This window comes from Faucicola mancuniensis, from assembly GCF_046523945.1.
GTDB lineage: Bacteria > Pseudomonadota > Gammaproteobacteria > Pseudomonadales > Moraxellaceae > Faucicola > Faucicola mancuniensis.
On sequence record NZ_CP171363.1, the window covers coordinates 1,503,242 to 1,526,268 of the forward strand.

The 23,027-nt window shown below is 41.0% G+C and carries 21 protein-coding genes, 4 tRNA genes and 1 pseudogene; 25 read left to right on the forward strand and 1 reads right to left on the reverse strand.

Annotated features, from left to right (window positions below):
- Positions 1-8 precede the first annotated feature (8 nt).
- The 7 genes from coaE to ACGTJS_RS07395 all read left to right on the forward strand — a co-directional run bounded on the left by coaE (position 9) and on the right by ACGTJS_RS07395 (position 2,467).
- The gene (gene coaE, locus ACGTJS_RS07365; RefSeq protein WP_315040992.1) at positions 9-626 is read left to right on the forward strand and encodes a dephospho-CoA kinase; all 618 of its coding nucleotides are present in this window, start codon (positions 9-11) and stop codon (positions 624-626) included.
- A 79-nt stretch (positions 627-705) separates the two neighbouring features.
- Positions 706-782 (forward strand) — tRNA-Pro (locus tag ACGTJS_RS07370).
- An 87-nt stretch (positions 783-869) separates the two neighbouring features.
- A tRNA-Arg gene (locus tag ACGTJS_RS07375) sits at positions 870-946 on the forward strand.
- 27 nt (positions 947-973) lie between these two features.
- A tRNA-His gene (locus tag ACGTJS_RS07380) sits at positions 974-1,049 on the forward strand.
- Positions 1,050-1,161: 112 nt separating this feature from the next.
- Complete coding sequence (gene tpiA, locus ACGTJS_RS07385) at positions 1,162-1,968, forward strand: triose-phosphate isomerase (RefSeq protein WP_315040993.1); 807 nt, start codon at positions 1,162-1,164, stop codon at positions 1,966-1,968.
- A gap of 30 nt (positions 1,969-1,998) precedes the next feature.
- Positions 1,999-2,304 carry a preprotein translocase subunit SecG gene (gene secG / locus ACGTJS_RS07390; protein WP_315040994.1) on the forward strand — a complete coding sequence of 102 codons (306 nt, stop codon included), beginning with the start codon at positions 1,999-2,001 and terminating at the stop codon, positions 2,302-2,304.
- A 78-nt stretch (positions 2,305-2,382) separates the two neighbouring features.
- Positions 2,383-2,467, forward strand: a tRNA-Leu gene (locus tag ACGTJS_RS07395).
- Between the two features lie 123 nt (positions 2,468-2,590).
- Here the strand turns inward: ACGTJS_RS07395 and ACGTJS_RS07400 are convergent.
- Complete coding sequence (locus ACGTJS_RS07400) at positions 2,591-3,601, reverse strand: polyprenyl synthetase family protein (RefSeq protein ID WP_315040997.1); 1,011 nt, start codon at positions 3,599-3,601, stop codon at positions 2,591-2,593.
- A 225-nt stretch (positions 3,602-3,826) separates the two neighbouring features.
- Here ACGTJS_RS07400 and rplU point away from each other — a divergent pair, with 225 nt between their 5' ends.
- From rplU to nuoN, 18 genes and pseudogenes are all read left to right on the forward strand, one after another.
- Positions 3,827-4,138: a 50S ribosomal protein L21 gene (gene rplU, locus ACGTJS_RS07405; protein WP_315040999.1), complete on the forward strand. Its 312-nt coding sequence runs from the start codon at positions 3,827-3,829 to the stop codon at positions 4,136-4,138.
- A gap of 25 nt (positions 4,139-4,163) precedes the next feature.
- The gene (rpmA, locus tag ACGTJS_RS07410; RefSeq protein ID WP_315041001.1) at positions 4,164-4,424 is read left to right on the forward strand and encodes a 50S ribosomal protein L27; all 261 of its coding nucleotides are present in this window, start codon (positions 4,164-4,166) and stop codon (positions 4,422-4,424) included.
- A 207-nt stretch (positions 4,425-4,631) separates the two neighbouring features.
- Positions 4,632-5,285, forward strand: coding sequence for an outer membrane lipoprotein chaperone LolA (gene lolA / locus ACGTJS_RS07415; RefSeq protein ID WP_315041002.1), 654 nt, complete (start codon positions 4,632-4,634; stop codon positions 5,283-5,285).
- Positions 5,286-5,667: 382 nt separating this feature from the next.
- Positions 5,668-6,192: an NADH-quinone oxidoreductase subunit A gene (ndhC, locus tag ACGTJS_RS07420; RefSeq protein ID WP_315041004.1), complete on the forward strand. Its 525-nt coding sequence runs from the start codon at positions 5,668-5,670 to the stop codon at positions 6,190-6,192.
- An 80-nt stretch (positions 6,193-6,272) separates the two neighbouring features.
- Positions 6,273-6,935, forward strand: a complete 663-nt coding sequence (locus tag ACGTJS_RS07425) for an NADH-quinone oxidoreductase subunit B family protein (RefSeq protein ID WP_315041006.1) — start codon at positions 6,273-6,275, stop codon at positions 6,933-6,935.
- Between the two features lie 12 nt (positions 6,936-6,947).
- Positions 6,948-8,720, forward strand: coding sequence for an NADH-quinone oxidoreductase subunit C/D (gene nuoC / locus ACGTJS_RS07430; RefSeq protein ID WP_410471607.1), 1,773 nt, complete (start codon positions 6,948-6,950; stop codon positions 8,718-8,720).
- 151 nt (positions 8,721-8,871) lie between these two features.
- Complete coding sequence (locus ACGTJS_RS07435) at positions 8,872-9,567, forward strand: TauD/TfdA family dioxygenase (protein ID WP_410473245.1); 696 nt, start codon at positions 8,872-8,874, stop codon at positions 9,565-9,567.
- Between the two features lie 9 nt (positions 9,568-9,576).
- Positions 9,577-10,344 (forward strand): sulfite exporter TauE/SafE family protein, encoded by a 768-nt coding sequence (locus ACGTJS_RS07440; RefSeq protein ID WP_410471608.1) that lies wholly within the window; start codon positions 9,577-9,579, stop codon positions 10,342-10,344.
- Between the two features lie 102 nt (positions 10,345-10,446).
- Positions 10,447-10,956: an NADH-quinone oxidoreductase subunit NuoE gene (nuoE, locus tag ACGTJS_RS07445; RefSeq protein ID WP_410471609.1), complete on the forward strand. Its 510-nt coding sequence runs from the start codon at positions 10,447-10,449 to the stop codon at positions 10,954-10,956.
- Positions 10,953-12,422, forward strand: a complete 1,470-nt coding sequence (locus tag ACGTJS_RS07450; RefSeq protein WP_410471610.1) for an NADH-quinone oxidoreductase subunit F — start codon at positions 10,953-10,955, stop codon at positions 12,420-12,422. Before nuoE ends, ACGTJS_RS07450 begins: the two co-directional genes overlap by 4 nt.
- Positions 12,423-12,431: 9 nt before the next feature.
- Positions 12,432-15,362: an NADH-quinone oxidoreductase subunit NuoG gene (nuoG, locus tag ACGTJS_RS07455; protein WP_410471611.1), complete on the forward strand. Its 2,931-nt coding sequence runs from the start codon at positions 12,432-12,434 to the stop codon at positions 15,360-15,362.
- Positions 15,362-16,425, forward strand: a pseudogene (gene nuoH / locus ACGTJS_RS07460) (NADH-quinone oxidoreductase subunit NuoH). Before nuoG ends, nuoH begins: the two are co-directional and overlap by 1 nt.
- A gap of 13 nt (positions 16,426-16,438) precedes the next feature.
- A complete protein-coding gene (gene nuoI, locus ACGTJS_RS07465) occupies positions 16,439-16,990 on the forward strand; it encodes an NADH-quinone oxidoreductase subunit NuoI (protein WP_410471612.1) in 552 nt (183 codons plus the stop codon).
- On the forward strand, positions 16,987-17,595 hold the full coding sequence (gene nuoJ / locus ACGTJS_RS07470) for an NADH-quinone oxidoreductase subunit J (protein ID WP_410471613.1): 609 nt from the start codon (positions 16,987-16,989) through the stop codon (positions 17,593-17,595). The genes nuoI and nuoJ overlap by 4 nt, the downstream gene beginning before the upstream one ends.
- Complete coding sequence (gene nuoK, locus ACGTJS_RS07475; RefSeq protein WP_410471614.1) at positions 17,595-17,903, forward strand: NADH-quinone oxidoreductase subunit NuoK; 309 nt, start codon at positions 17,595-17,597, stop codon at positions 17,901-17,903. The genes nuoJ and nuoK overlap by 1 nt, the downstream gene beginning before the upstream one ends.
- Before the next feature lie 5 nt (positions 17,904-17,908).
- Positions 17,909-19,786 carry an NADH-quinone oxidoreductase subunit L gene (gene nuoL, locus ACGTJS_RS07480; protein ID WP_410471615.1) on the forward strand — a complete coding sequence of 626 codons (1,878 nt, stop codon included), beginning with the start codon at positions 17,909-17,911 and terminating at the stop codon, positions 19,784-19,786.
- Between the two features lie 10 nt (positions 19,787-19,796).
- On the forward strand, positions 19,797-21,413 hold the full coding sequence (nuoM, locus tag ACGTJS_RS07485) for an NADH-quinone oxidoreductase subunit M (RefSeq protein ID WP_410473246.1): 1,617 nt from the start codon (positions 19,797-19,799) through the stop codon (positions 21,411-21,413).
- Positions 21,413-22,900, forward strand: a complete 1,488-nt coding sequence (gene nuoN, locus ACGTJS_RS07490) for an NADH-quinone oxidoreductase subunit NuoN (RefSeq protein WP_315041027.1) — start codon at positions 21,413-21,415, stop codon at positions 22,898-22,900. Before nuoM ends, nuoN begins: the two co-directional genes overlap by 1 nt.
- The last annotated feature ends 127 nt before the right edge of the window (positions 22,901-23,027 follow it).

A 23,027-nucleotide genomic window follows, 5' to 3' on the forward strand; every position in this document is an offset into this window, starting at 1 on the left:
GAAAATCCATGTTGATAATTGGTTTAACAGGTGGTATCGGTAGTGGTAAATCGCAAGCCAGCCAATGGTTCGAATCTCAAGGCATTCAGATTGTTGATGCTGACATCATTGCACGAGAAATCGTCAAAAAAAACAGTCCTACTTTAAATAAAATTATCAATAAATTTGGCAATGAAATCCTTGATAAAAACGGCGAATTGAACCGCCGTAAACTGCGAGAAATCGTTTTTAACAAACCACAAGCACTCATGGATTTGGAACAAATCACTCACCCCGACATTCGTGAACGTGCCAAACAATTGTTAGCTCAATCCACCTCAAGCTATACCATATTGGTCGCACCGCTACTACTAGAAGCGTCAGAAGCAGGGCTTGCCAATCTATGCCACCGCATTTTGGTGATTGACAGCAATGAGCAAAACCAAATTACCCGTGCCAGTCAGCGAGATGGGCAAAGCGTTGAAAAAATCCAACACATCATGGCAAACCAATTATCCAGACAAGAACGCCTTGTTCGAGCCCATGATGTGGTAGATAATAACCAAGACATTCAGCATTTGAACGCACAACTTGCCAAACTGCATGAATTGTATTTAAGTATGGCAAAAAATTTTGAAAATAATTAAAAAAACTATTGACATCTTAAGATACTTACTATAAAATACGCACCAATTAGCAACGATGTTGAAAATTGTTTAAGTAATTCGGGGCGTAGCTCAGCTTGGTAGAGCACCTGCTTTGGGAGCAGGGGGTCGTAGGTTCGAATCCTGTCGCCCCGACCATTTATTTAAAATAGCGATTTTAAATAAATCAAAGCCTATAAAAAGGCTTTTTTTATTGAAAAATAAAAATTTATCATCACCACTAGAGCGCCTGTAGCTCAGTTGGATAGAGCACCTGCCTTCTAAGCAGGTGGTCACAGGTTCGAATCCTGTCAGGCGCGCCATTTGCGTGTCAATGTAAAAACCTTATGGTGGATGTAGCTCAGTTGGTAGAGCCCCGGATTGTGATTCCGGTTGTCGTGGGTTCAAGTCCCATCATTCACCCCATATTTTAAAATCCTTTAATAGCACTATTAAAGGATTTTTTTGTGTAAAATACTTGTTATTTATCAATCTTTTAAGTTAATATACTCAATATTTAAAACTGGAGATAGTGATAATGAATATCAACCAACAATGGCAAAGACCTTGGGTTGTGGCAAATTGGAAAATGAATCCTGTCACAACAACTGAAACCATTCATCTAATTACCGAATTGAATGAAAAATTGTTAAACCAAACCGAAAGTTTGCCCAATGTAGTTGTCGCTCCCAGTTTTATCCATTTAACAACCGTAAAAGATTTGTTAAATGCTTCTATCATGGATATTTGTGCCCAAAATGTTTGTGCCCAAAATGCTCAAAAAGGGGCGTTTACAGGTGAGATTTCTGCCAGCCAATTACAAAATTTGGGCGTATCCAATGTGATAATTGGACATTCAGAACGCAGACAGTATTTTTTAGAAAATAATGATGTTTTGATTGAAAAAATTCGCCATGCCTTTGATAATAATTTGACGGTGATTTTTTGCATTGGTGAAACCAAAGCACAATATGAAACCCAACAAACCCAAGCGGTGTTAGAAAGCCAGTTACAAATTTTAGAAAATTTTAAACAGTCATTACAAAATTCGTTGGACGAAGCAGTAAAACCTAAATTATTGATTGCGTATGAGCCTGTTTGGGCGATTGGCACGGGGCTGACACCAACGTTTGATGAAATTGCCAATGTGCATCATTTTATCAGTGAAATGCTCGGCACAATGCAGATTTATGCCCCAATTTTGTATGGTGGTAGCGTGAATGCGGAGAATGCCAAAGATTTGGCGACGATTGATTTGGTTGATGGTGTGTTGGTGGGCGGAGCTTCGCTACAAGCGACAAGTTTTTACCAAATTATTCAAGATTTTTGTGTAAAAAACGGTTAAAATAACGCTTTTAACTTTGAGAAAAAAATTATGTATTCAGTGATATTGACAGTTCATATTGTGGTTGCGATTGCGATGATTGGGCTGATTTTGGTGCAACATGGTAAAGGTGCTGACGCAGGTGCGTCATTTGGTGCAGGTGCATCAGGCACGGTGTTTGGTGCGTCAGGCACGGCTAACTTTTTAACCCGTGCGACAGCCGTTTTGACAGTGGTGTTTTTTGTTACCAGTATTACTTTGGCAGTATTTGCAAGAGAGCAAAGTGATAAAAATCACACGCTTGATGTGAGTGGTGTGGTGACGACAACACCAGCACCTATTCAGCCAACACCATAATTTTGTGTTAAAATTTCTTGCTATTTTTTAAAAATGTGCTAAAATTTTGCTTTCTTAAACCAAGCTAATTGGTTCTTTGCGAACGTGGTGGAATTGGTAGACACGCCATCTTGAGGGGGTGGTGCCGTATGGTGTGAGGGTTCAAATCCCTCCGTTCGCACCAAATACATAAGCCAACTAATTGATTTTTATATCTTTTTAATTGGCTTTTTCTTTTTTGGGTGTCTCTCAATATACCGTTAGTGAAAATCGTAATTCTAGTCTACTACAGCCCCAAGTTTTCACATTAATAAAGTCTTTGACTCGCTAATGTCATCAAATCAAGCAAACCTTGACGATACACAGATTCTGGTAGACTTAGCACCGCTTCACGAGCGATAGCCGTTTCACTAATCGCTTTTTCACGGCAATAATCCAACGCACCAGAATTTTTAACAATATCAATAATTTGAGCGGTATCCGCTACTTCACCTGTCTGAATGGCAATGCGTAAAATCTCAAAATCAGTTGGATTATTGCTTTTGGTAAATTCCAACGCTTTAATGAGTGGCAAAGTCGGTTTACCTTCGGCAATGTCATCGCCAACATTTTTACCCAAAACTACACTATCACCACTAAAATCAAGCACATCATCAATAATCTGAAATGCATTACCAAAATGTTGTCCAAATTTAGCGAACGTATCATCAAATTCTGGACGATTGTGCAAAATCGCCACGCCTTGACTAGACAACATAAACAGACGAGAAGTCTTGCCGTCAATGATTTTCATATAATCATCTTCAGTCGCTTGCGGATTGTGCTGATGTTGCAGTTGTAACACTTCGCCTTCGGCAATGTCGCAAGTGCCGTCCGAAAACAGCTTTAACAAAGGCAACGAACCAAAACCAACAAGTAAATTAAACGCCCGAGCAATCAAATAATCCCCAACAAGCACCGCCGTTGGGTTGTCCCAAGTCGCATTGGCAGTAGGCTTGCCACGTCGCATACCTGAGCTATCAATCACATCATCATGCACCAACGTTGCTGTGTGTAGCATTTCGGTAATCGCCCCCAAGTGCATGGCAGGCTCAAACTGCTTATCTTCACAAATGCGTGAACAAAGTAGCGAAATCAAAGGACGCATACGCTTGCCACCTGCGTCAATAACGTGTTGGCTCACCGCCATCACGAGCTTGACTTTTGAATTTAAACTACCGAATACTTGTTTGTCCATTTTTTCAAAATCATCGGCAACAATGCCTTGAATTTGGGCGTAAGTGATAGGATTGCTGTTGTTATCTTGTTGATGTGTCATGTGAAAACTCGGTTGGATTTTTTGATAAAAAAATTGTAAAAAAAGTGCAAAAAATAACTCCCACTATACCACAAATCACAACAATAAAATAGTAGAAAAAATCTTGCAATTAAATGCAGAATCAAGTAAAATTACGCCCCTAAACTATATTCATTCCCTGTGTAACCGTCAAAAAGCATTGCCATCGGCAATCACGGTGTACGGGTTTTTTCGGAGCAAACCAAGATGTATGCAGTAATCAAAAGTGGTGGTAAACAACACCGTGTAACCGAAGGCGAACTACTAAAAGTAGAATTGCTAAAAGCTGAAAAAGGCGAAACCGTTAAAATCGAAGACGTATTAATGGTTGTAAACGGTTCAGATATCAAAATCGGTCAGCCAGTTGTTGCTGGTGCGGTTGTAGAAGCTGAAGTGGTTGAACATGGTCGTGGAGAAAAAGTACGCATCGTGAAACATCGTCGCCGTAAACACTACCACAAAGAACAAGGTCATCGCCAATGGTACACCTTGTTAAAAATTAACGCTATCAAAGCATAATTCAACTATTTTTAGGAGCTAACTCATGGCACATAAAAAAGCAGCAGGTTCTACTCGTAACGGTCGTGATTCTAACCCAAAAATGTTGGGTGTAAAAATTTTTGGTGGTCAGCAAGTTGTTGCTGGTAACATCATCGTTCGCCAACGTGGTACAGAATTCCACGCAGGTGAAGGCGTAGGTATGGGTCGTGACCATACATTATTTGCTTTAACTGATGGTGTGGTAAAATTTGCCGTAAAAGGTAAGTTCAACCGCCGTTATGTCAGCATTGTAAACGAAGCATAATCTTTATTAAGATAGCTTTCAAAGCCCAATAAGTTTTACTTATTGGGTTTTTTATTTTTCAAAATTTAGAATTTGTTACATTATTTACAAGTTTTACCAAAAACATTGCAACTGTTGGCTAGAACTGAAAGAAAAATTTAGCGATAATAGTTTTGTCAAAACAATTTGTTAAAACATTAAACTACTTTTATTGAAGAGGAAATGATGATGTTAAAAAAAATTTTAACCCCTGTATTAACTACCGCTTTAATTGTTGGTACACCTTTAACTATCGGTATGACAACCGCCCAAGCCAAAGAAGCCAGCCAAGCCACTGCATCAAAAAATTTAAATAACTTATTGGTCAATGTTAAAAGCATGACGGCAAATTTTAGCCAAACAACCAAAGGTGGCAAATTTGGCAGTCACACATTTAGTGGTTCTATGGCGGTACAACGCCCCAATCAGTTCCGCTGGCATACCACAGGTTCTGCCGAGCAGTTGATTGTGGCAAATGGCAATACGCTTTGGGTTTATGACAAAGATTTAAACCAAGCGACCAAACAAAGCACGAGCAATCAAGTGGGCGATACCCCTGCGTTGTTGCTATCGGGTGACCTAAGCAAGATTTCGGCAAATTTTAAAGTCACTCAACCAAATGCTAGCAAAAATTATTTTGTGTTGTATCCGAAATCAAGCAACGCCAGTTTTAAAAACTTGAGTATTTCATTTAACAGTGGCAATCCTGTGATGATGGTGTTAAATGACAATCTTGGACAAACGACCAGTATCAAATTTAGCAATGTCAAACGCAATGGCAAAATCGCAAGCAGTCAGTTTAGTTTTACACCTGATAAAGGCGTTGATGTAATTGAGCAATAATTGATTGCAAAAATTGTTAATTGATAAAAAAAGCCTGCTTTTTAGTGGGTTTTTTGCATTTAATATTTTGTGAAATATGTAACTTTTTAATACACCACTAGCAATTTTTTGTTAAAATAGGTAAACTATACCACGTTTTAGCCAGTTGAGACGTTTTGATACCTTTTTACTAAAATTTGCAACAGTTAGATTTATTTTGTTGCATAAAATTTATTTGAGTGAATCAGTGTTTCCTACGTTTTACCAGCAGATGTCATGTCATGACGATGATATAAAAAAATTATCACTTCATTTTTATCTATTCTTTTTCACATCTGCATATCAACAGGGTTGTTTAAAAAAATAAATAGTAGTCCAAAAACCTTTTGGCAAGGAGTATTTCATGTTTCCAGCATTTGATTGGTCGGCGATGGTTTTTCTTTTGGCGGCGGTTGGATTGTGTGTGTTTATGCTAGTTGTGCCAAGATTGTTGGGTGGTACGTCTAAAGGTTTTCAAAAAGAAGAAAATTTTGAGTCGGGCGTGGTCGGTGCGGGTACGGCTCGTATTCGTTTGTCTGCCAAATTTTATGTGGTGGCGATTTTCTTTGTGATTTTTGACCTTGAAGCCCTCTATCTTTACACGTATGCGGTGTCGGTGAAAGAAGCTGGCTGGCTTGGGTTTTTTACCATTTTAATTTTTATTGGTGAGTTGTTAATTGGTTTATATTATTTGTTAAAATTGGGTGCGTTAAACTGGTCACCTGCGGACAAAAAACCAAAACCTGCTCGCTTAACGTCTGCTCCTGCTGGATTTAATTTGGCGGATATCACACGCTTTAATGGCGTAGAAGAGTTGGAAACTGACCCAACAGGCAAAGTCCCTGCACAGTTATCAGGTGTGATGAAACAACATCAACCACAAAATTAATCAAAAAGCCTTGCAAATGTTTTCAGGGCTTGTTTTGTTTGTAAAATCGGAAAAAACTATTTTTAGTTATTGGATTTTTTATGAAATATACATTGACAAAAGCCAATCTTGATGCGAATAAATTCCCAGCCGAAACCATTGAAGTGATTGATGAAGAAGAAATCAATCGCAATGTGGTGATGACCCGCTTAGAAGATTTAAGCCATAGTTTAGCCAATTGGGGTCGTAAACATTCGCTGTGGCCGTTTAACTTTGGTACGTCTTGCTGTTATGTGGAATACGCCACGACTTTGACAGGTGTGCATGACTTATCACGTTTTGGGGCGGAGGTTATTCGTGCGTCGCCACGTCAGGCGGATGTGATGATTGTCGCAGGGACGTGCTTTATGAAAATGGCACCTGTAGTTCAGCGTTTGTATGAGCAAATGCTTGAGCCAAAATGGGTGATTTCTATGGGTGCGTGTGCTAACTCTGGCGGTATGTACGATGTGTATTCTGTGGTGCAAGGTGTGGATAAGATTATCCCTGTTGATGTGTATATTCCGGGGTGTCCGCCACGTCCAGAAGCCTTGATTCAAGCGATTATGCTGTTGCAACAACAGATTGATAAAGAACGCCGTCCGCTTGGTATTCATGTTAAAGATGATGGTATTTATCAACCAATTATGCAACCTGAACGTGATAGAAAACAAGCCGACCGTGTTGCGGTGAAAAATTTACGCAGTCCTGATAATATTGAGTAAAAGGGAAAATTTATGGTAACAGTCGCAGAAAATACGCCACAAAATACAGGGGCGTTTGCCGTTATTGATGAGTTAAATAAAAAATTCTCAGGGCAGTTTATTGAACAAAAAACATTTGATAATTTTCCAACCATTTGGGTAGAACGTTCACAACTTTTGGACGTGCTATTGTTTTTGCGAAAATTACCAAAACCTTACGTCATGTTGCTTGACTTATCAGCGATTGACGAACGTTTACGCCAACATCGTGATGGTCAGCCAGACAGCGATTTTACGGTATTTTATCATCTTATGTCTATTGAACGTAACAGTGATATTCGTGTCAAAGTGGCGTTAAAAGAAGACGATTTAAACATTCCGACCGCTACTCGCATTTGGGCAAATGCCAACTGGTATGAGCGTGAAGTCTGGGATATGTTCGGTATCAAATTTGACGGACATCCGCATCTGACCCGTATTTTGTTGCCAAAATATTGGGAGGGACACCCACTGCGTAAAGAATACGCCTCTCGTGCGACCGAAGTTCCGCCGTATTACCTTGATAAAGATAAACAAATGTTTGAACAAGAAAATTTGCGTTTTATCCCAGAAGAATGGGGTATGAAACGTAGCGGTCGTGATGAAGACTTTATGTTCCTAAATCTTGGACCAAACCACCCATCGGACCACGGTGCGTTCCGTGTCGTGCTACAGCTTGACGGTGAAGAAGTGGTGGATTGTATCCCAGATATTGGCTATCACCACCGTGGGGCGGAAAAAATCGCCGAACGTCAAACTTGGCATTCATTTATCCCTTATACCGACCGTATTGACTATCTTGGTGGTGTGATGAATGAGTTGCCGTATATCATGGCGGTGGAAAAATTGGCAGGGATTACCGTGCCAGACCGAGCCAACACCATTCGTATTATGATGAGTGAGTTTTTCCGTATTACCAATAACTTGCTGTATTGGGGAACGTTTATCCAAGATGCGGGCGGTATGACCCCTGTGTTTTATATGTTTGCCGACCGCCAAAAAGCCTATGATGTGATTGAAGCGGTAACAGGCTATCGTATGCACCCTGCGTGGTTTAGAATTGGCGGTACGGCGATGGACTTGCCAAACGGTTGGGAACGCTTGGTTCGTGAGTTTTTGGACTGGATGCCAAAACGCATTGACGAATATTTTAAAGCGACCATGACCAACAAAGTTTTACAATTGCGTACGCAACAAGTCGCCCAATACGATGCAAAATCGGCATTGGCTTGGGGTGTAACAGGGGCTGGCTTGCGTGCGACAGGGATTGAGTACGATTTGCGTAAGGCTCGTCCGTATCTTGGCTATGAAAATTTTGATTTTGAAGTGCCTGTTGCCTATAACGGTGATGCGTATGACCGTTGTTTGGTAAAAATCGGTGAAATCCGTGAATCACTCAAAATTATTGAACAATGTTTGAATAATATGCCGTCAGGTGCGTACAAAGCCGACCACCCATTGGCTGTACCACCGCCAAAAGACCGTACGTTAAACGATATTGAAACCTTGATTAATCACTTTATTTCGGTGTCGTGGGGGCCTGTGATGCCTGCGGGCGAAAGCTCTATGATGGTGGAAGCGGTGAAAGGGATTACCAATTATACGCTGATTTCTGACCGTTCTACGATGAGTTATCGTACTCGTATTCGTACGCCAACTTTTGCTCATTTGCAACAGATGCCTGCGGTGATTAATGGTAGTTTGGTGTCGGATTTGATTATTTATCTTGCGTCTATTGATGTCGTTATGGCGGATGTGGATAGGTAACTGTCCTCTTCTCAAATTGATGGCGATTTAAAAATTGCTCTAAGAGTTATTAAAATAGGAGTATGTTATGAATCAAAAGTATATTCTATCTGCAAACAATAATAGTTTGATAGAAGAAATTCACAATACAGTATAGAGTATTGGTTATTGTATTGTTCGCGGTCTTAATCTAAACCACCTTGATGACAGCCAAAGAAACAAGAAATTATTTGACTTTCTATCTCAATTAGGAATACTGACAAACCACAAAGATGATGGTTTTAAATCTATATTTTGGGATATTAAATATCGTGGCGATGACTATGTAATAAATAATGATATAACTTTCTCGGAAGATGTTGGAGAGTGTCCACTTCATAGTGATTCATCTTTTAGTGAAAACCCAGAAAGTTATTTGGTTATGTATGTAGTAAAACCAGCCAATGATGGAAGTAATTCTTTATTTTTAAGTTCATCAGATATTGTAAATCAGTTATCTAAAACAGAAATTGGTAAAAAACACTTAAAAACATTAACGGGCAATTTATATCCATTTAAGACACCAACATCATTTGATAAGAAACAAGGTGTTATATGGAGTAATATCTTATCGGTCAATACTCAAATGATTAGATTTAGAAGTGATTGTATCTATAAAGGTATTGAAGAAAATAGAAATAAAGTATCAGAGGAAATGGTACTTGCACTTGATTATCTTGTAAAGATTATAAAAAACGCGAGTGATATTCAAGAATTTTCTGCACAAGATGATGATTTGATTATTATTGATAATGTCAATGGTTTGCATGCCAGAACTGATTATACAGATAAAAACAGGCATTATATTAGAGCAAGAATTACTGTATAAAGGACGGTCATGCAAGAAATAATACAATCTATTGTTTTTATTGCTGCCGCCATACTGCACGGAATTACAGGCATGGGATTTCCGATGCTCGGTACAACCGCATTGGCTTTTATCATGCCATTGTCTAAGGTTGTTGCCTTGGTGGCATTACCAAGCCTGTTAATGAGCTTGTTGGTTCTATGTAGCAATAATAAAAAGGGTTTTTACCAAGAGATTGTTTATTATTTAAAAACCTATAAATTGCTTGCTATTGGTAGCGTCGTTGGCAGCATTTTGGGGGTAAAGCTGCTTTTGATACTTCCAGTGTCTTGGCTGTTTTTACTGATGGCAATCATTACATTGTATTATTCTGTCAATGGCATTTTAAATGTATGTGCAAAAGCAAAAAATATTCAAGTGGTTGCCAATAATAAGAATATGGTTCTATTTGGGTTTTTGGCAGGCATTATTGGCGGTTCAACCAATGCCATGTCCCCCATATTGTTAATATTTTTGCTTAGTGAAACAGAGGATAAAAATCGCATCGCAAAAGCAAGCAACCTATGCTATCTTTTGGCGAAAATTGTTCAAATATATATGCTAAAAGACCAGTATTTGTTATTAAATAAGAGTGAATACGGTTTAATATTTTTACTCTCCATATTGTCTATTATTGGATTGTATGTTGGCATTTGGTTGAGAGCTAAGATTAGCCCAAATTTTTTTAAAATGTTAATTTTTATTGTTTTATTGGTATTGGCTCTAAAAATTGGGCATTCAGGTTTAATTAAACTTTAATTCATTATTAAATACCTTAACTCGTTATTAAATATCGTTATTAAATATCATTATTAAATCATTGGCACAATGTTTTACAATTTAAATATAAAAAAGGTTACCATGAAAATTGTTACCGACAAAACCCCCAAAGTGGACATTCACACCATTTTAACGCCCCAAGAAATTGACGGCATTCATCATCACATTCATCACTACCCACAAGCTCGGGCAGGGGTGCTTGATGCCCTAAAACTAGTTCAAAAACGTAACGGCTGGGTGGACGATGCTCAAGTGGACGCCATAGCCCATATGTTGTCCATACCTGTGGCGGACGTGGAGGGTGTGGCGACATTTTTTAACCGCATTTACCGCTCGCCTGTCGGTCGTCATGTGATTTTGCTGTGCGATAGCATTGCTTGCTACCTAAACGGAGCGGAAAGCCTAGCGGACAGCTTTAAACGTGAACTTGGCATTGACTTTGGGCAAACCACCGCAGACGGACGTTTTACCTTGTTGCCGATTTGTTGTCTTGGTAACTGCGACAAAGGGGCAAGCGTGCTAGTGGATGAAGATACCTACGGGCCTGTGCTACCAAGCGAAGTGCCAATGTTATTGGAGCAATATGTATGAATTTACAAGAACAAATTGAAGCTCGCAAAAACGGACTTGCACCCAGCCAATTAAACAAGCAACGCATTCCGATTTGGGGTGTCGGCTTAGAAAAAGGTCAAGAGCCAACGTGCGAAACTCACCCTTTAACATGGCGATTGTTTCATCATGATGCGGTGTTAAAACTTGCCGATTATCTTGCCCTAAAAGGTTTTGACGGCTTAAAAATCGCCTTATCAAAAACGCCAAAAGAAGTGGGCGACATGATAAAAACCGCCAACGTGCGTGGGCGTGGTGGTGCAGGGTTTAACGCAGGATTAAAATGGACGTTTATGACACCGCCAGATGGAGGTGTGCGTTATTTGGTGTGTAATGCCGATGAAATGGAACCGGGGACGTTTAAAGACCGCCTTTTGATGGAGCGTTTGCCGTTTCAATTGATTGAAGGTATGCTCATCACCGCTTATGCCATTGGGGCAAGTGCAGGGTATATCTTTATTCGTGGCGAGTACATTTTGGCGGCAGATCGTTTGCAAAATGCCATTGATGAGCTTTTGGCAAGTAATTTGCTTGGCGATAACATTTTAGGCACAAATTTTAGCTTTGATTTGCACGTTCACACAGGGGCAGGGCGTTATATTTGTGGGGAAGAAACGGCACTCATTAACTGCTTAGAAGGCAGACGAGCCAACCCAAGAACAAAACCGCCATTTCCGCAAGTCTCTGGGGCTTGGGGTCGCCCAACCGTTGTTAATAACGTAGAAACGCTTAACAATATGTCGGCTATCATGCTAAATGGTGTGGATTGGTATTTGAACATTCCAAAGGCAAAAGGCAAGTCTGAAACCCCCGGTACAAAGATTATGGGCTGTTCGGGTCGTGTCAAAGATGCAGTCCTGTGGGAGTTGCCGTTTGGTTATACCGCTCGTGAACTCATTGAATTGGCAGGTGGTTTGCAAGACGGCTTAATATTAAAAGCATGGCTACCTGGAGGAGCTTCCACCGACTTTTTGACGGCAAGCGATGAACATCTTGATTTGGTGATGGATTTTGACCCAATTATGAAAGCAGGTAGCCGTTTGGGAACGTGCTTGATGATGGTGGTTGATGAAACGCAAGACATGGTAAGTTTGTCAAAAAATTTACAACAATTTTTCCAACGTGAAAGCTGTGGCTGGTGTACGCCTTGCCGAGATGGGTTGCCGTGGGGTGTCAAAACTTTAACAGCGATTGATGATGGTAAAGGCAAAATCACCGATTTGGACGTTTTACAACAATTAACTAAAGATTTGTGGATAGGTAAAACCTTTTGTGCTCATGCACCGGGGGCGGTTGAGCCGTTGCAAAGTGCGTTAAAATATTTTAGACATGAATTTGAAGCCAAAATTGATAATAAAGCCGTTGAAGTGGAACAGTTATCAAAAACAGGTGTTCCGTCTAAAGTTGAAGTGTATCAGCCAACCAAAACCAATGAGCAATCAGTGTAAGGAATTAGCATGGCAATTATTCATATAGATGGTAAAACCGTTGAAGTGGACGGTGCGGATAACTTGTTACAGGCTTGTTTGTCGCTTGGCATTGATGTACCGTATTTTTGTTATCACCCTGCGTTAGGCTCGGTGGGGTCTTGCCGTCAATGTGCGGTGAAGCAGTATAACAACAAAGAAGATTACGAAGCAGGTCGTGGGCGACTTGTTATGTCGTGTATGGTCAATCCAACCGAAGATATGTACATTTCGGTTACGGATACGGAAGTCAAAAACTTTCGCAAAAGTCTGATTGAATACATCATGACCAACCACCCACACGACTGTCCGACTTGTCCAGAAGGCGGTCATTGTCATTTGCAAGACATGACGTATATGTCTGGGCATAATCATCGCCGTTACCGTTTTACCAAGCGTACTCACCACAACCAAGATTTAGGGGCGTTTGTTAAACATGAAATGAACCGTTGTATCGCTTGTTATCGCTGTGTGCGTTTTTATAAAGATTACGCAGGAGGCGAAGATTTGGGCGTCTATGCGTCAAATAATCGTGTGTATTTTGGGCGTGATAAAGACGGTCAATTGGAAAGCGAATTTAGCGGTAACTTGACTGAAGTTTGCCCAACAGGCGTATTTACTGACAAAACTCATGCCGACCGCTACAACCGTAAATGGGATATGCAGTACGCACCAAGCATTTGTCATGGCTGTTCTACAGGCTGTAACATTTCGGCAGGAGAGCGTTATGGCGAACTTCGCCGTATTGAAAACCGCTTTAATGGCGATGTGAATGCCTATTTCTTGTGCGACCGTGGGCGTTTTGGTTATGGTTATGTCAATCGTGATGACCGCCCAACCCAAGCCGTTGAACGCATTGGCAATTACCAAGAAAAAATTGGCGTGGATTATGCCATTGATGCGGTGAAAAAACGTTTAACAGATAAAAAAGTGTTGGGAATTGGTTCGCCTGTTGCCAGTCTTGAGTCTAATTATGCGTTAAAACGTTTGGTCGGTAGTGAAAACTTTAGCATTGGCGTGAGTAAGAAAGAACAAACTTTAGTTCAAAAATGTATTGATGTTTTAACAACCGAAGATGTTTACAATCCAACGTTGCGTGAAATTGAAAGCTATGATGCGGTGCTGATTTTGGGCGAAGATTTAACCCAAACCAGTCCACGAGTAGCATTAGCAGTTCGCCAAGCATCTAAAAACAAAGCCAAAGCAATGGCAGATGCCTTGCGTACGCAAGAATGGCTTGCCGAGCCTGTTAGACGTATCGGTCAAAAAGCGTTAAGTCCGATTTTTGTCATTGATGTAAAAGACACGAAACTGGACGATATTGCCGAAGTCAGCTGTGTGGCAACGCCAAACGATATTGCAAAATTGGGCTTTGAAATTGCCAATCAAATGAATGGCTTAGACACACATCAATTGCCAAAAGATTTGTTAATTGATGAAACTGATAATAGCGATATGACGGCATTTGCCAAACATATCGCCCAAACCTTGTTAAAAGCGACAAAACCGCTGATTATCGCAGGTACGTCTTTGGGTAATATCGCCATTATTGAAGCGGCGGCACAAATTGCCAACAATATTCAGCCAAAACGTTTTGACTTGATTATATATGAAAAAGGTGTGATTAACGCACACAATGCGGAAGTTGAAATTGAGCTTGCCAAAATTAATGAAGAACAAGCCCAATTAAAACAAACACTTGACGAAACTGCATTTGCTGAACAAGCCAAAAAACTCAAACGTCCGCAACGTATGCAAGCGACTAAAGGTTATGCTGATAAAGCAGGGTTGTATTTAACCGTGCCAAAAGCTAACAGCATTGGTGTAAATTTGTTGGGTGGTTTGTCGCTTGATGATGTGTTAGATAGCGATGCCGAAGTTGTTGTGATTATGGAAAATGACATTGGTGAGCGTTTAACCGATAGCCAATTTAACCAATTAACCCAAAACAAAACCTTAGTTGTGTTAGACCATGAAAATTATCATTGGCATGACAAAGCGGACGTGATTTTGCCTGTAGCGACTTTTGCCGAAGCGGACGGTACACTTGTTTCAGCCGAAGGACGAGCCCAACGCTTTTTCCAAGTGTATGACCGAGCCTATTACCAACCGCAAGACATGGTAAAAGAAAGCTGGCGTTGGCTTCATGCGATTGAAGCGGAATTAAACGGCCGTGCGATTGAGTGGGTACAGCTTGATGACGTGGTGAGTAGTGTGGCAGAAGTCAATCCTGCCTTGCAAGGCATTAAAGATGCATCGCCAACCGCAGATTATCGCATTACAGGCTTAAAAATTGCACGTGAGCCACGCCGTTATTCTGGGCGTACATCTATGCGAGCCCCAATTTCGGTACATGAGCCAGAGCAACCAAAAGATAAAGATACAAGTTTGACCTTTTCCCAAGAAGGTTACGTTGGTACACAGACCGATTCGTCTATGATTCCGTTTGCGTGGTCGGCAGGGTGGAACTCGCCACAAGCGTGGAACAAATATCAAGATAAAGTGGGCGGACATCTGAAAAATGGCGACCCCGGTGTGCGTTTGTTTGACCGTATCAACCGTTTGCCAAAACGTGAATACGTTGCCCCAAATTTTGATGACGCAAAATCAAATGAAACCCTTGTACCGATTTACAATATTTTTGCAAGTGATAGTTTGACCAGACGTAGCGAAGTCGTGGCATCACAGTTGGTTGAGCCTGTGTTTAGCGTATCAGCCGATGATGCACAAACTTGGCAATTACAAGTTGGCGATAGCTTAACGGTCAAAGCAGGTGAAATTAGCGTTACCTTGCCTGTCAAATTGGTGGATTATTTAGCGGAAGGCTGTGTCGGTTATCCTGTTGGGCAAGTGCCAGCTTTAACGGCACAGTTGAGCCAGCCAGATGTCATGGTAAGTTTTTATAAAGCAGGAGTAGTGTAATGGAACACACGTTAAGACAAATGCCAAACTTACCAAGTTGGTTGTCAGGTTTATTGACAGTAGAGACTTGGCAAGTGATTTTTTTGATAGGGCAGTCGGTTGTTATCTTTTTGGCGGTGGTGATTTTTGCTGCTGCCTTGATGATTCCGTATGAACGTCGTATGCTTGCACTGTGGCAAGACCGCTACGGCCCAAACCGTGTGGGCTGGCAAGGCTCGTTGCAAGTCGCTGCTGATATGTTAAAAATCTTTTTTAAAGAAGATTGGACACCAAAATTTGCCGACAAATTTTTATTTGTGCTTGCCCCTGCAATTGCCATGTTTTGTTTACTGCTTTGGCAGGTTTTATCATTGTGCCTGTTACGCCATCGTTAGGCGGTGCGGATTGGAATATTGGAATTTTGTTCTTTTTTGCTATGGCAGGCTTGGCGGTTTATGCGGTGATGTTCGGTGGTTGGGCATCGGCAAACAAATATTCACTATTAGGCGGTTTACGTTCTGCTGCTCAAACGATTAGTTACGAAGTGTTTTTAGGCTTATCCTTGATGGGCGTGGTGGCTTTGGCAGGTTCGTTTAATTTGCGTGATATTGTCATGTCGCAAGCAGGTGGCTTTTGGCATTGGAATATTTTTGGGCAAATTTTAGGCTTTTTAACCTTTATGGTGGCAGGGGTTGCGGTAACGCACCGTTTTCCATTTGACCAACCAGAAGCCGAACAAGAACTTGCCGAAGGTTATCATGTGGAATATTCTGGCATGAAATTTGGTATGTTCTTTGTGGGTGAATACGTTAATATTGTGCTTGTGTCATCGCTGATTACTACGCTGTTTTTTGGTGGTTGGTTGCCATTATTTGATGGTTTAGATTTTATTCCGCCTTTGTTTTGGTTTATGGGAAAAACCTTGTTTTTTATGACCATGTTTATTTTGGCTCGTGGTGCGTTAATGCGTCCACGTTATGACCAAGTAATGAACTTTGGTTGGAAAATTTGCTTACCTATTACCTTAGTCAATCTATTGGGAACGGCAGCCTTTATTTTGTTTAAAACCAATGGCATAGGTTAAGGAGATATAAACTATGTACTTAACAATGTTAAAAAATAGTGTAACAGGTATGGGGACGATTTTGCGTACCCTTGCCATGGTGGCAAGCCATGCAACACGCAAACGTGATACTATTTTATATCCAGAACAGCCTGTGCTTGTACCGCCCCGTTTTCGTGGTCGTATCGTTTTGACAAGAGACCCAGACGGTGATGAACGCTGTGTGGCATGTAACTTGTGTGCGGTGGCGTGTCCTGTCGGATGTATCAGTTTGCAAAAAGCGGAACGTGAAGATGGTCGTTGGTATGCCGAATTTTTCCGTATCAATTTTTCACGCTGTATTTTTTGTGGAATGTGCGAAGAAGCCTGTCCGACAACAGCAATTCAGATGACCCCAGATTTTGAAATTGGCGAATATAACCGTCAAAATTTGGTATATGAAAAAGAACATTTACTTATCTCTGGGCCGGAAAAATTCCCAGATTATAATTATTACCGAGTAACAGGTATGGCGATTAAAGATAAGCCTAAAGGGGCGGCTCAAAACGAAGCTGAACCGATTGATTTACGGAGTTTGTTGCCATGACACAAACAATTTTTTCGGGTTCGGTTTTTGGGTTTTACTTGTTGGCAATCGTGGCGATTGTCGCAAGTTTGCGAGTGATTACCCAAGCAAACCCTGTTCATGCCTTGTTAAACATGATTGTTACCTTATTGGCATTGTCTGGGGTGTTTTTTGCGATTGGTGCACCATTTGCAGGGGCGTTAGAAATTATCGTCTATGCAGGGGCGATTATGGTTTTATTCATCTTTGTGATGATGATGTTAAACTTAGGCTCGCATGATGTAGAAGAAGAATCAATCTGGCTAACATCATCGGCTTGGGCTGTGCCTGCAGGTTTAACTTTTATTGTCGGTTTAATCATTGTCAATATGATTTTGTTTAACCATCAAGAAAGCAATCCTGCCATGATTGGCGGTACACCTGTTTTAGCAAAACAAATTGGTGAAAAATTGTTTACCGAATATTTGTTATTGGTTGAAGTTGCAGGGTTTTTATTGTTAGCAGGTTTGGTTGCGGCATATCATTTGGCAAAACGTGCGTTAGATGATGAAAATATCAGCCACAGCAGTTTAAAAGATATAAAAAACAATAGTTTAGAAAAAACAACGCACAAGGAGACGGCATAATGGGGTATATTCCATTGGAACATGGGCTGATTTTGTCAGCGATTTTGTTTGCCATTGGCTTTTGTGGCGTGATGGTAAGACGCAATTTTTTGTTTATGCTAATGAGCCTTGAAATTATGATGAATGCGGCTGCCCTTGCTTTTGTGGTGGGCGGTAGTCGTTGGGTGAATGCTGATGGTCAAATTATGTTTATTTTAATTTTGACATTGGCTGCTGCCGAAGTCGCCATTGGCTTGGCAATTTTATTACAATTTTATCATAAACATCGTCATTTAAATGTTGATGTGGCAAATGAGATGAAGGGGTAAGAAAAATGAGTATGTTACCTTTAACGTTTATATTGCCACTGCTTGGCTTTATTATTTTGTCGACCATGCGAGATAAATTAAGCGAAAAAGCCGCAACCATCGTTGGCGTGGGTAGTATGGGCTTGTCCGCCTTGTTTGCGTTGATTGCAGGTAGTAGCTTTTTGGCAAATCAAGACAGCAATCCTGTTGTGCATATTCCGCTATGGACGTGGATGAAAGTTGGCAATTTTGCCCCAAACTTTGGCTTAACGCTTGACGGTTTGGGCGTTACCATGCTTGGCGTGATTACAGGTGTCGGCTTTTTAATTCATCTGTTTGCGTCTTGGTATATGCGTGGCGAAGTGGGTTTTGCTCGCTTTTTTAGCTATATGAATTTGTTCGTTGCCAGTATGTTGTTATTGGTGCTTGCGGACAATTTAGTGTTGTTATATCTTGGTTGGGAAGGTGTGGGCATTTGTTCATACTTGCTAATCGGTTTTTATTATAGCAATCGTGCTAACGGACGAGCAGCGATGAAAGCCTTTACCGTTACTCGTGTGGGTGATGTGTTTTTGGCGTTTGGTTTGTTTTTGTTATTCCGTGAATTGGGTACGTTAAACATTCATGAAATTATTGAGCGTGTACCGCAAGTATTTACGCTAAACAATGCTACGTTACAATTAACCGCCATTATGCTCGTACTAGGTGCGATGGGTAAATCGGCTCAAATTCCGCTACATTCATGGCTTGCCGATGCGATGGCAGGTCCGACACCTGTGTCTGCGTTAATCCATGCGGCAACGATGGTTACAGCAGGGGTTTATTTAATCGCTCGTTTGCATCCAATTTTTATTTTAACGCCAGATGTGTTGTTAAATTGGGTCGGTCTAGTCGGTGCGGTTACGCTTGTGGTTGCAGGTTTTTGTGCGTTGGCACAAACCGATATTAAGCGTATTTTGGCGTATTCAACCATGAGTCAAATCGGTTATATGTTTTTGGCGTTGGGCGTTGGAGCTTGGCAAGTTGCCGTTTTCCACTTGATGACGCACGCATTTTTTAAAGCTTTGTTATTCTTAGGTTCTGGTGCGGTGATTATCAGCGTTCATCATGAACAAAATATCTTTAAAATGGGCGGTTTACGCAAAAAAATTCCGTTGGTACTTTGGTGTTTTGTTGTCGGTGGCGGTGCGTTGGCGGCGATTCCATTTGTAACAGTCGGCTTTTATTCAAAAGATGCGATTATTTGGGAAACCTTTGCCACAGGTAATATGCACTTGTTTTATTTAGCGGTGTTTGGGGCATTTTTAACGTCAATTTATACTTTCCGTATGATTTGGTTTACCTTTTTTGGTGAAGAAAAAACCCATGCTCATGCGTTATCTGGCTTGTCTTATCAAATTCCGCTTGTCGTGTTGTTGGTATTATCAACAGGCTTGGGAGCGTTTATTACACCGCCTTTAGATGGTGTGTTGCCGTTAAGTCAAGGCGTATTGCTTGAACAAGCAGGTCATGCTCATGGCAAACATACTGCAGAATTTATTGCAATGGGTGCGATGGCGTTTGGCTTGATTGTGGCGTGGTTTTTATATGTGGCAAATAAAGGTCAAATTTTAACCAAATTTAAACAATCAAGTTTTGGTGGTGCAGTCAATTATTGGTGCTATCATGGTTTAGGATTTGATGCGTTGTATGATTTGGTATTTGTGAAACCTTTCTTGTTAATTGGTAAATTGCTAAAATCTGACCCAGTGGATAAGGCTTGGAATGTGTTCCCAATGCTTGCGTCAGCGGGCAATCGTATGAGTGGTTGGTTGCAATCAGGGTCGCTTCGTGGCTATGCAGTCAGTTTTGGCTTTGGTATGGTTGCGTTGTTGGTATTGGTTATGGCAATGGTAGGAATATAATATGAATGATATTCAAAATAACTTTTTATTGCCCGCCTTGATTTTTTTGCCAATCTTGACAGGTTTTTTGTGTTGGCTGATTGAAAAAGTTGATGAGCGTTTTCCACGTTGGATTGCGTTTATCGGTATGTTTGCGACATTTTTAATTACGGTTGGGCTTTGGCAAAAAGGTGGCTTTATCGGCTCGGCAAGTCAAGTGCTTGCTCCGACAGATAAACCTGTGTGGTTAGCAGAATTTTCATTGCCTTGGGTTGAACAGTTAGGCATTCATTTTCATTTGGCGTTAGACGGTTTGTCCTTATTAATGGTGAGCTTGACGGCGTTTTTGGGTATGATGGCGGTTGCTTGTTCTTGGGGTGAGATTACTCGGCGTGTCGGTTTTTTCCATTTAAACTTGTTATGGAGTTTGGGTGGCGTTATCGGTGTATTTTTAGCCATTGACTTATTTTTGTTCTTTTTCTTTTGGGAAATGATGCTTGTTCCGATTTATTTTCTAATTGCGATTTGGGGACATAATAACGGCGGTAAAACCAAAGAATACGCAGCGACCAAGTTTTTTATTTATACCCAAGCATCAGGCTTGATTATGCTGGTTGGTATTTTGTTGTTGGTGATGATAAACGCCAATACCACAGGCAAAATCAGCTTTAATTATATGGATTTATTAGGCACGCAATTGGGTGCGTTAGAATATCCGATTATGCTGATGTTTTTTATCGGTTTTGCGGTCAAATTGCCAATTTTTCCATTGCACGGCTGGTTGCCAGACGCTCACGCCCAAGCCCCTACCGCAGGTTCAGTGGATTTGGCAGGGATTTTGATTAAGACGGCGGCGTATGGTTTGTTGCGTTTTGTCTTGCCAATTTTTCCACAGGCTTCGGCTGATTTTGCACCGATTGCGATTATGCTAGGTGGTATCGGTATTTTCTATGGTGCGTGGCTTGCCTTTATGCAATCTGATATTAAACGTTTGTTGGCTTATACCAGTATTTCGCACATGGGCTTTGTGGTGCTTGCGTTGTACGTAGGGACGCTCATGAGTTTGCAAGGTTTGATGATTCAAATGCTGGCACATGGTTTAAGTTCAGCAGCGTTGTTTATCATGAGCGGTCAGTTATATGAACGCTTGCATACCCGTGATTTGACATTGATGGGCGGTATGTGGGGACAAATGCGTTATTACCCACCGCTATTGATGTTCTTTAGTGCGGCATTGATGGGAATTCCGGGTACAGGTAACTTTATTGGTGAGTTTTTGATTTTGATGGGGTCATTTGCGACCAATCCTGTTGCGGTAATTTTTGCGACATTTAGTTTAGTTTGGGCAGGATTGTATGCCTTGATTATGATTTATCGTGCATTATTTGGTGAAACCACCCCAACGATTGAAAAAGTTGCACCAATGAAACGTATGACTGCTCGTGAAGCCAGTATTTTGTTGGTGTTGGCGATTGGGCTTGTTTGGTTAGGTTTATTCCCTCAAAACTTTTTGGACACCTCAGACCATAGTATGCAATGGATTAACCAAGCCTATCATGGCGTAAGCCCAGAAGTTGTGATACCAAGTGCAGATGTGGGTTCAACACAAGTTACAGACGAGCCATTTGCTCATTTGGAGGTAAAATAATGAATTCTATTCCTTTAGATAGCAATATGTTGATACCACTTTTGCCAATGTTAATTTTGTCTTTGACAACGGTGGTGGTGATGATTGCCATCGCTGTTAAACGCTCCAATATGGTCGCTGGGACGATAAGTGTGGTAGGTTTAAACATTGCATTGGTGTGTTTGATTGCACAAATGTTTGGTGTTTTGCCTGCACAGGGGCTGGTGTCTAGCTTGTTTGTGGTGGATAATTTTGCCCAGTTTAATATGCTTGTGGTATTAGTAAGTTCGCTGGCGTGCTTTACCTTGGCGTATGGCTATATTGACAGCTTTCATGACAATAAAGAAGAACTGTATTTGTTAATGCTGATTGCGACTTTGGGTGCGTTATTTATGGTAAGCAGCAATCATTTGGCATCGTTTTTTATCAGCCTTGAACTATTGTCTGTGCCGATGTATGGTATGCTTGCGTACAATTTTTCTCGTAGCACTTCGCTAGAAGCAGGTATGAAATATTTGGTACTGTCGGCGACTGCATCGGCGACCATGCTTATGGGTATGGCGTTGATTTATGCAGCAACAGGTACGCTCGGCTTTTATCAAATTGGTGAAAGCGTTGCGACAAATTTGATGGAGCATATGAGCCAACCGATGTTAATCATTGGTGCTGCTTTGATGGTATTTGGTATTGCCTTTAAATTGTCGGCTGTGCCGTTTCACACATGGACACCAGATGTGTATCAAGGAGCACCTGCTCCAGTGGCAACCTTTTTGGGTAGTGTGGCAAAAGTGGCGATGTTGGCATTGGCGTTACGCTTTTTGGTCGGCTCAGTTACGTTGGCGTTCCCTGCGATTTATACCGTGATTGGCGTGATTGCTGGCTTGTCTATGATTATTGGTAACTTGCTTGCTTTACGTCAAAACAATGTCAAACGTATGTTATCGTATTCTTCAATCGCACATTTAGGCTACGTATTGGCGGTGATTAGCAGTGCCAAAGAACACTCACTTGGCATTTCGTCTATGTATATGGCGATGTACGCTTTGACAACCATTGGGGCGTTTGGCGTGGTGACGATTATGTCTAGCCCATACAAAAATTATGGCGAAGCCGATGATATTGAACATTATCGTGGTATTTTTTGGCAACGTCCGATTTTGACAGCCGTTTTGACCGTCATGTTACTGTCATTGGCTGGCGTACCACTGACGGCAGGTTTTATTAGCAAATTCTTTGCGGTATCTGCGACCGTTGCTTCTGGTAGCTGGTGGCTAACTGCCTTTATCATCATTGGTAGTGCGATTAGTTTGTATTATTATTTGCATTTGATGGTAACTTTGTTCAAACGTCCACAAGATAACCAACAGCACGATGCAGTCGGCCATTGGGGTATCCAAGCGGGCGGTATCATGACCTTGTTGGTAACAGCGTTGGTGCTGTATTTGGGTATTTTCCCAAAATGGTTAGCCACTGCCATAGAATTTGCGACCTTTAATGCTATTCACTAAATATTTTTAAAACGGTTGTGAAAATAGTTTAAAAGTTACAAAGCCTATCTAAAAACGTATCAAAGATAATGTTAAAATTATTGACGATACGTTTTTTTATGTCAAATTTTTGTCAAATATAAGGAAA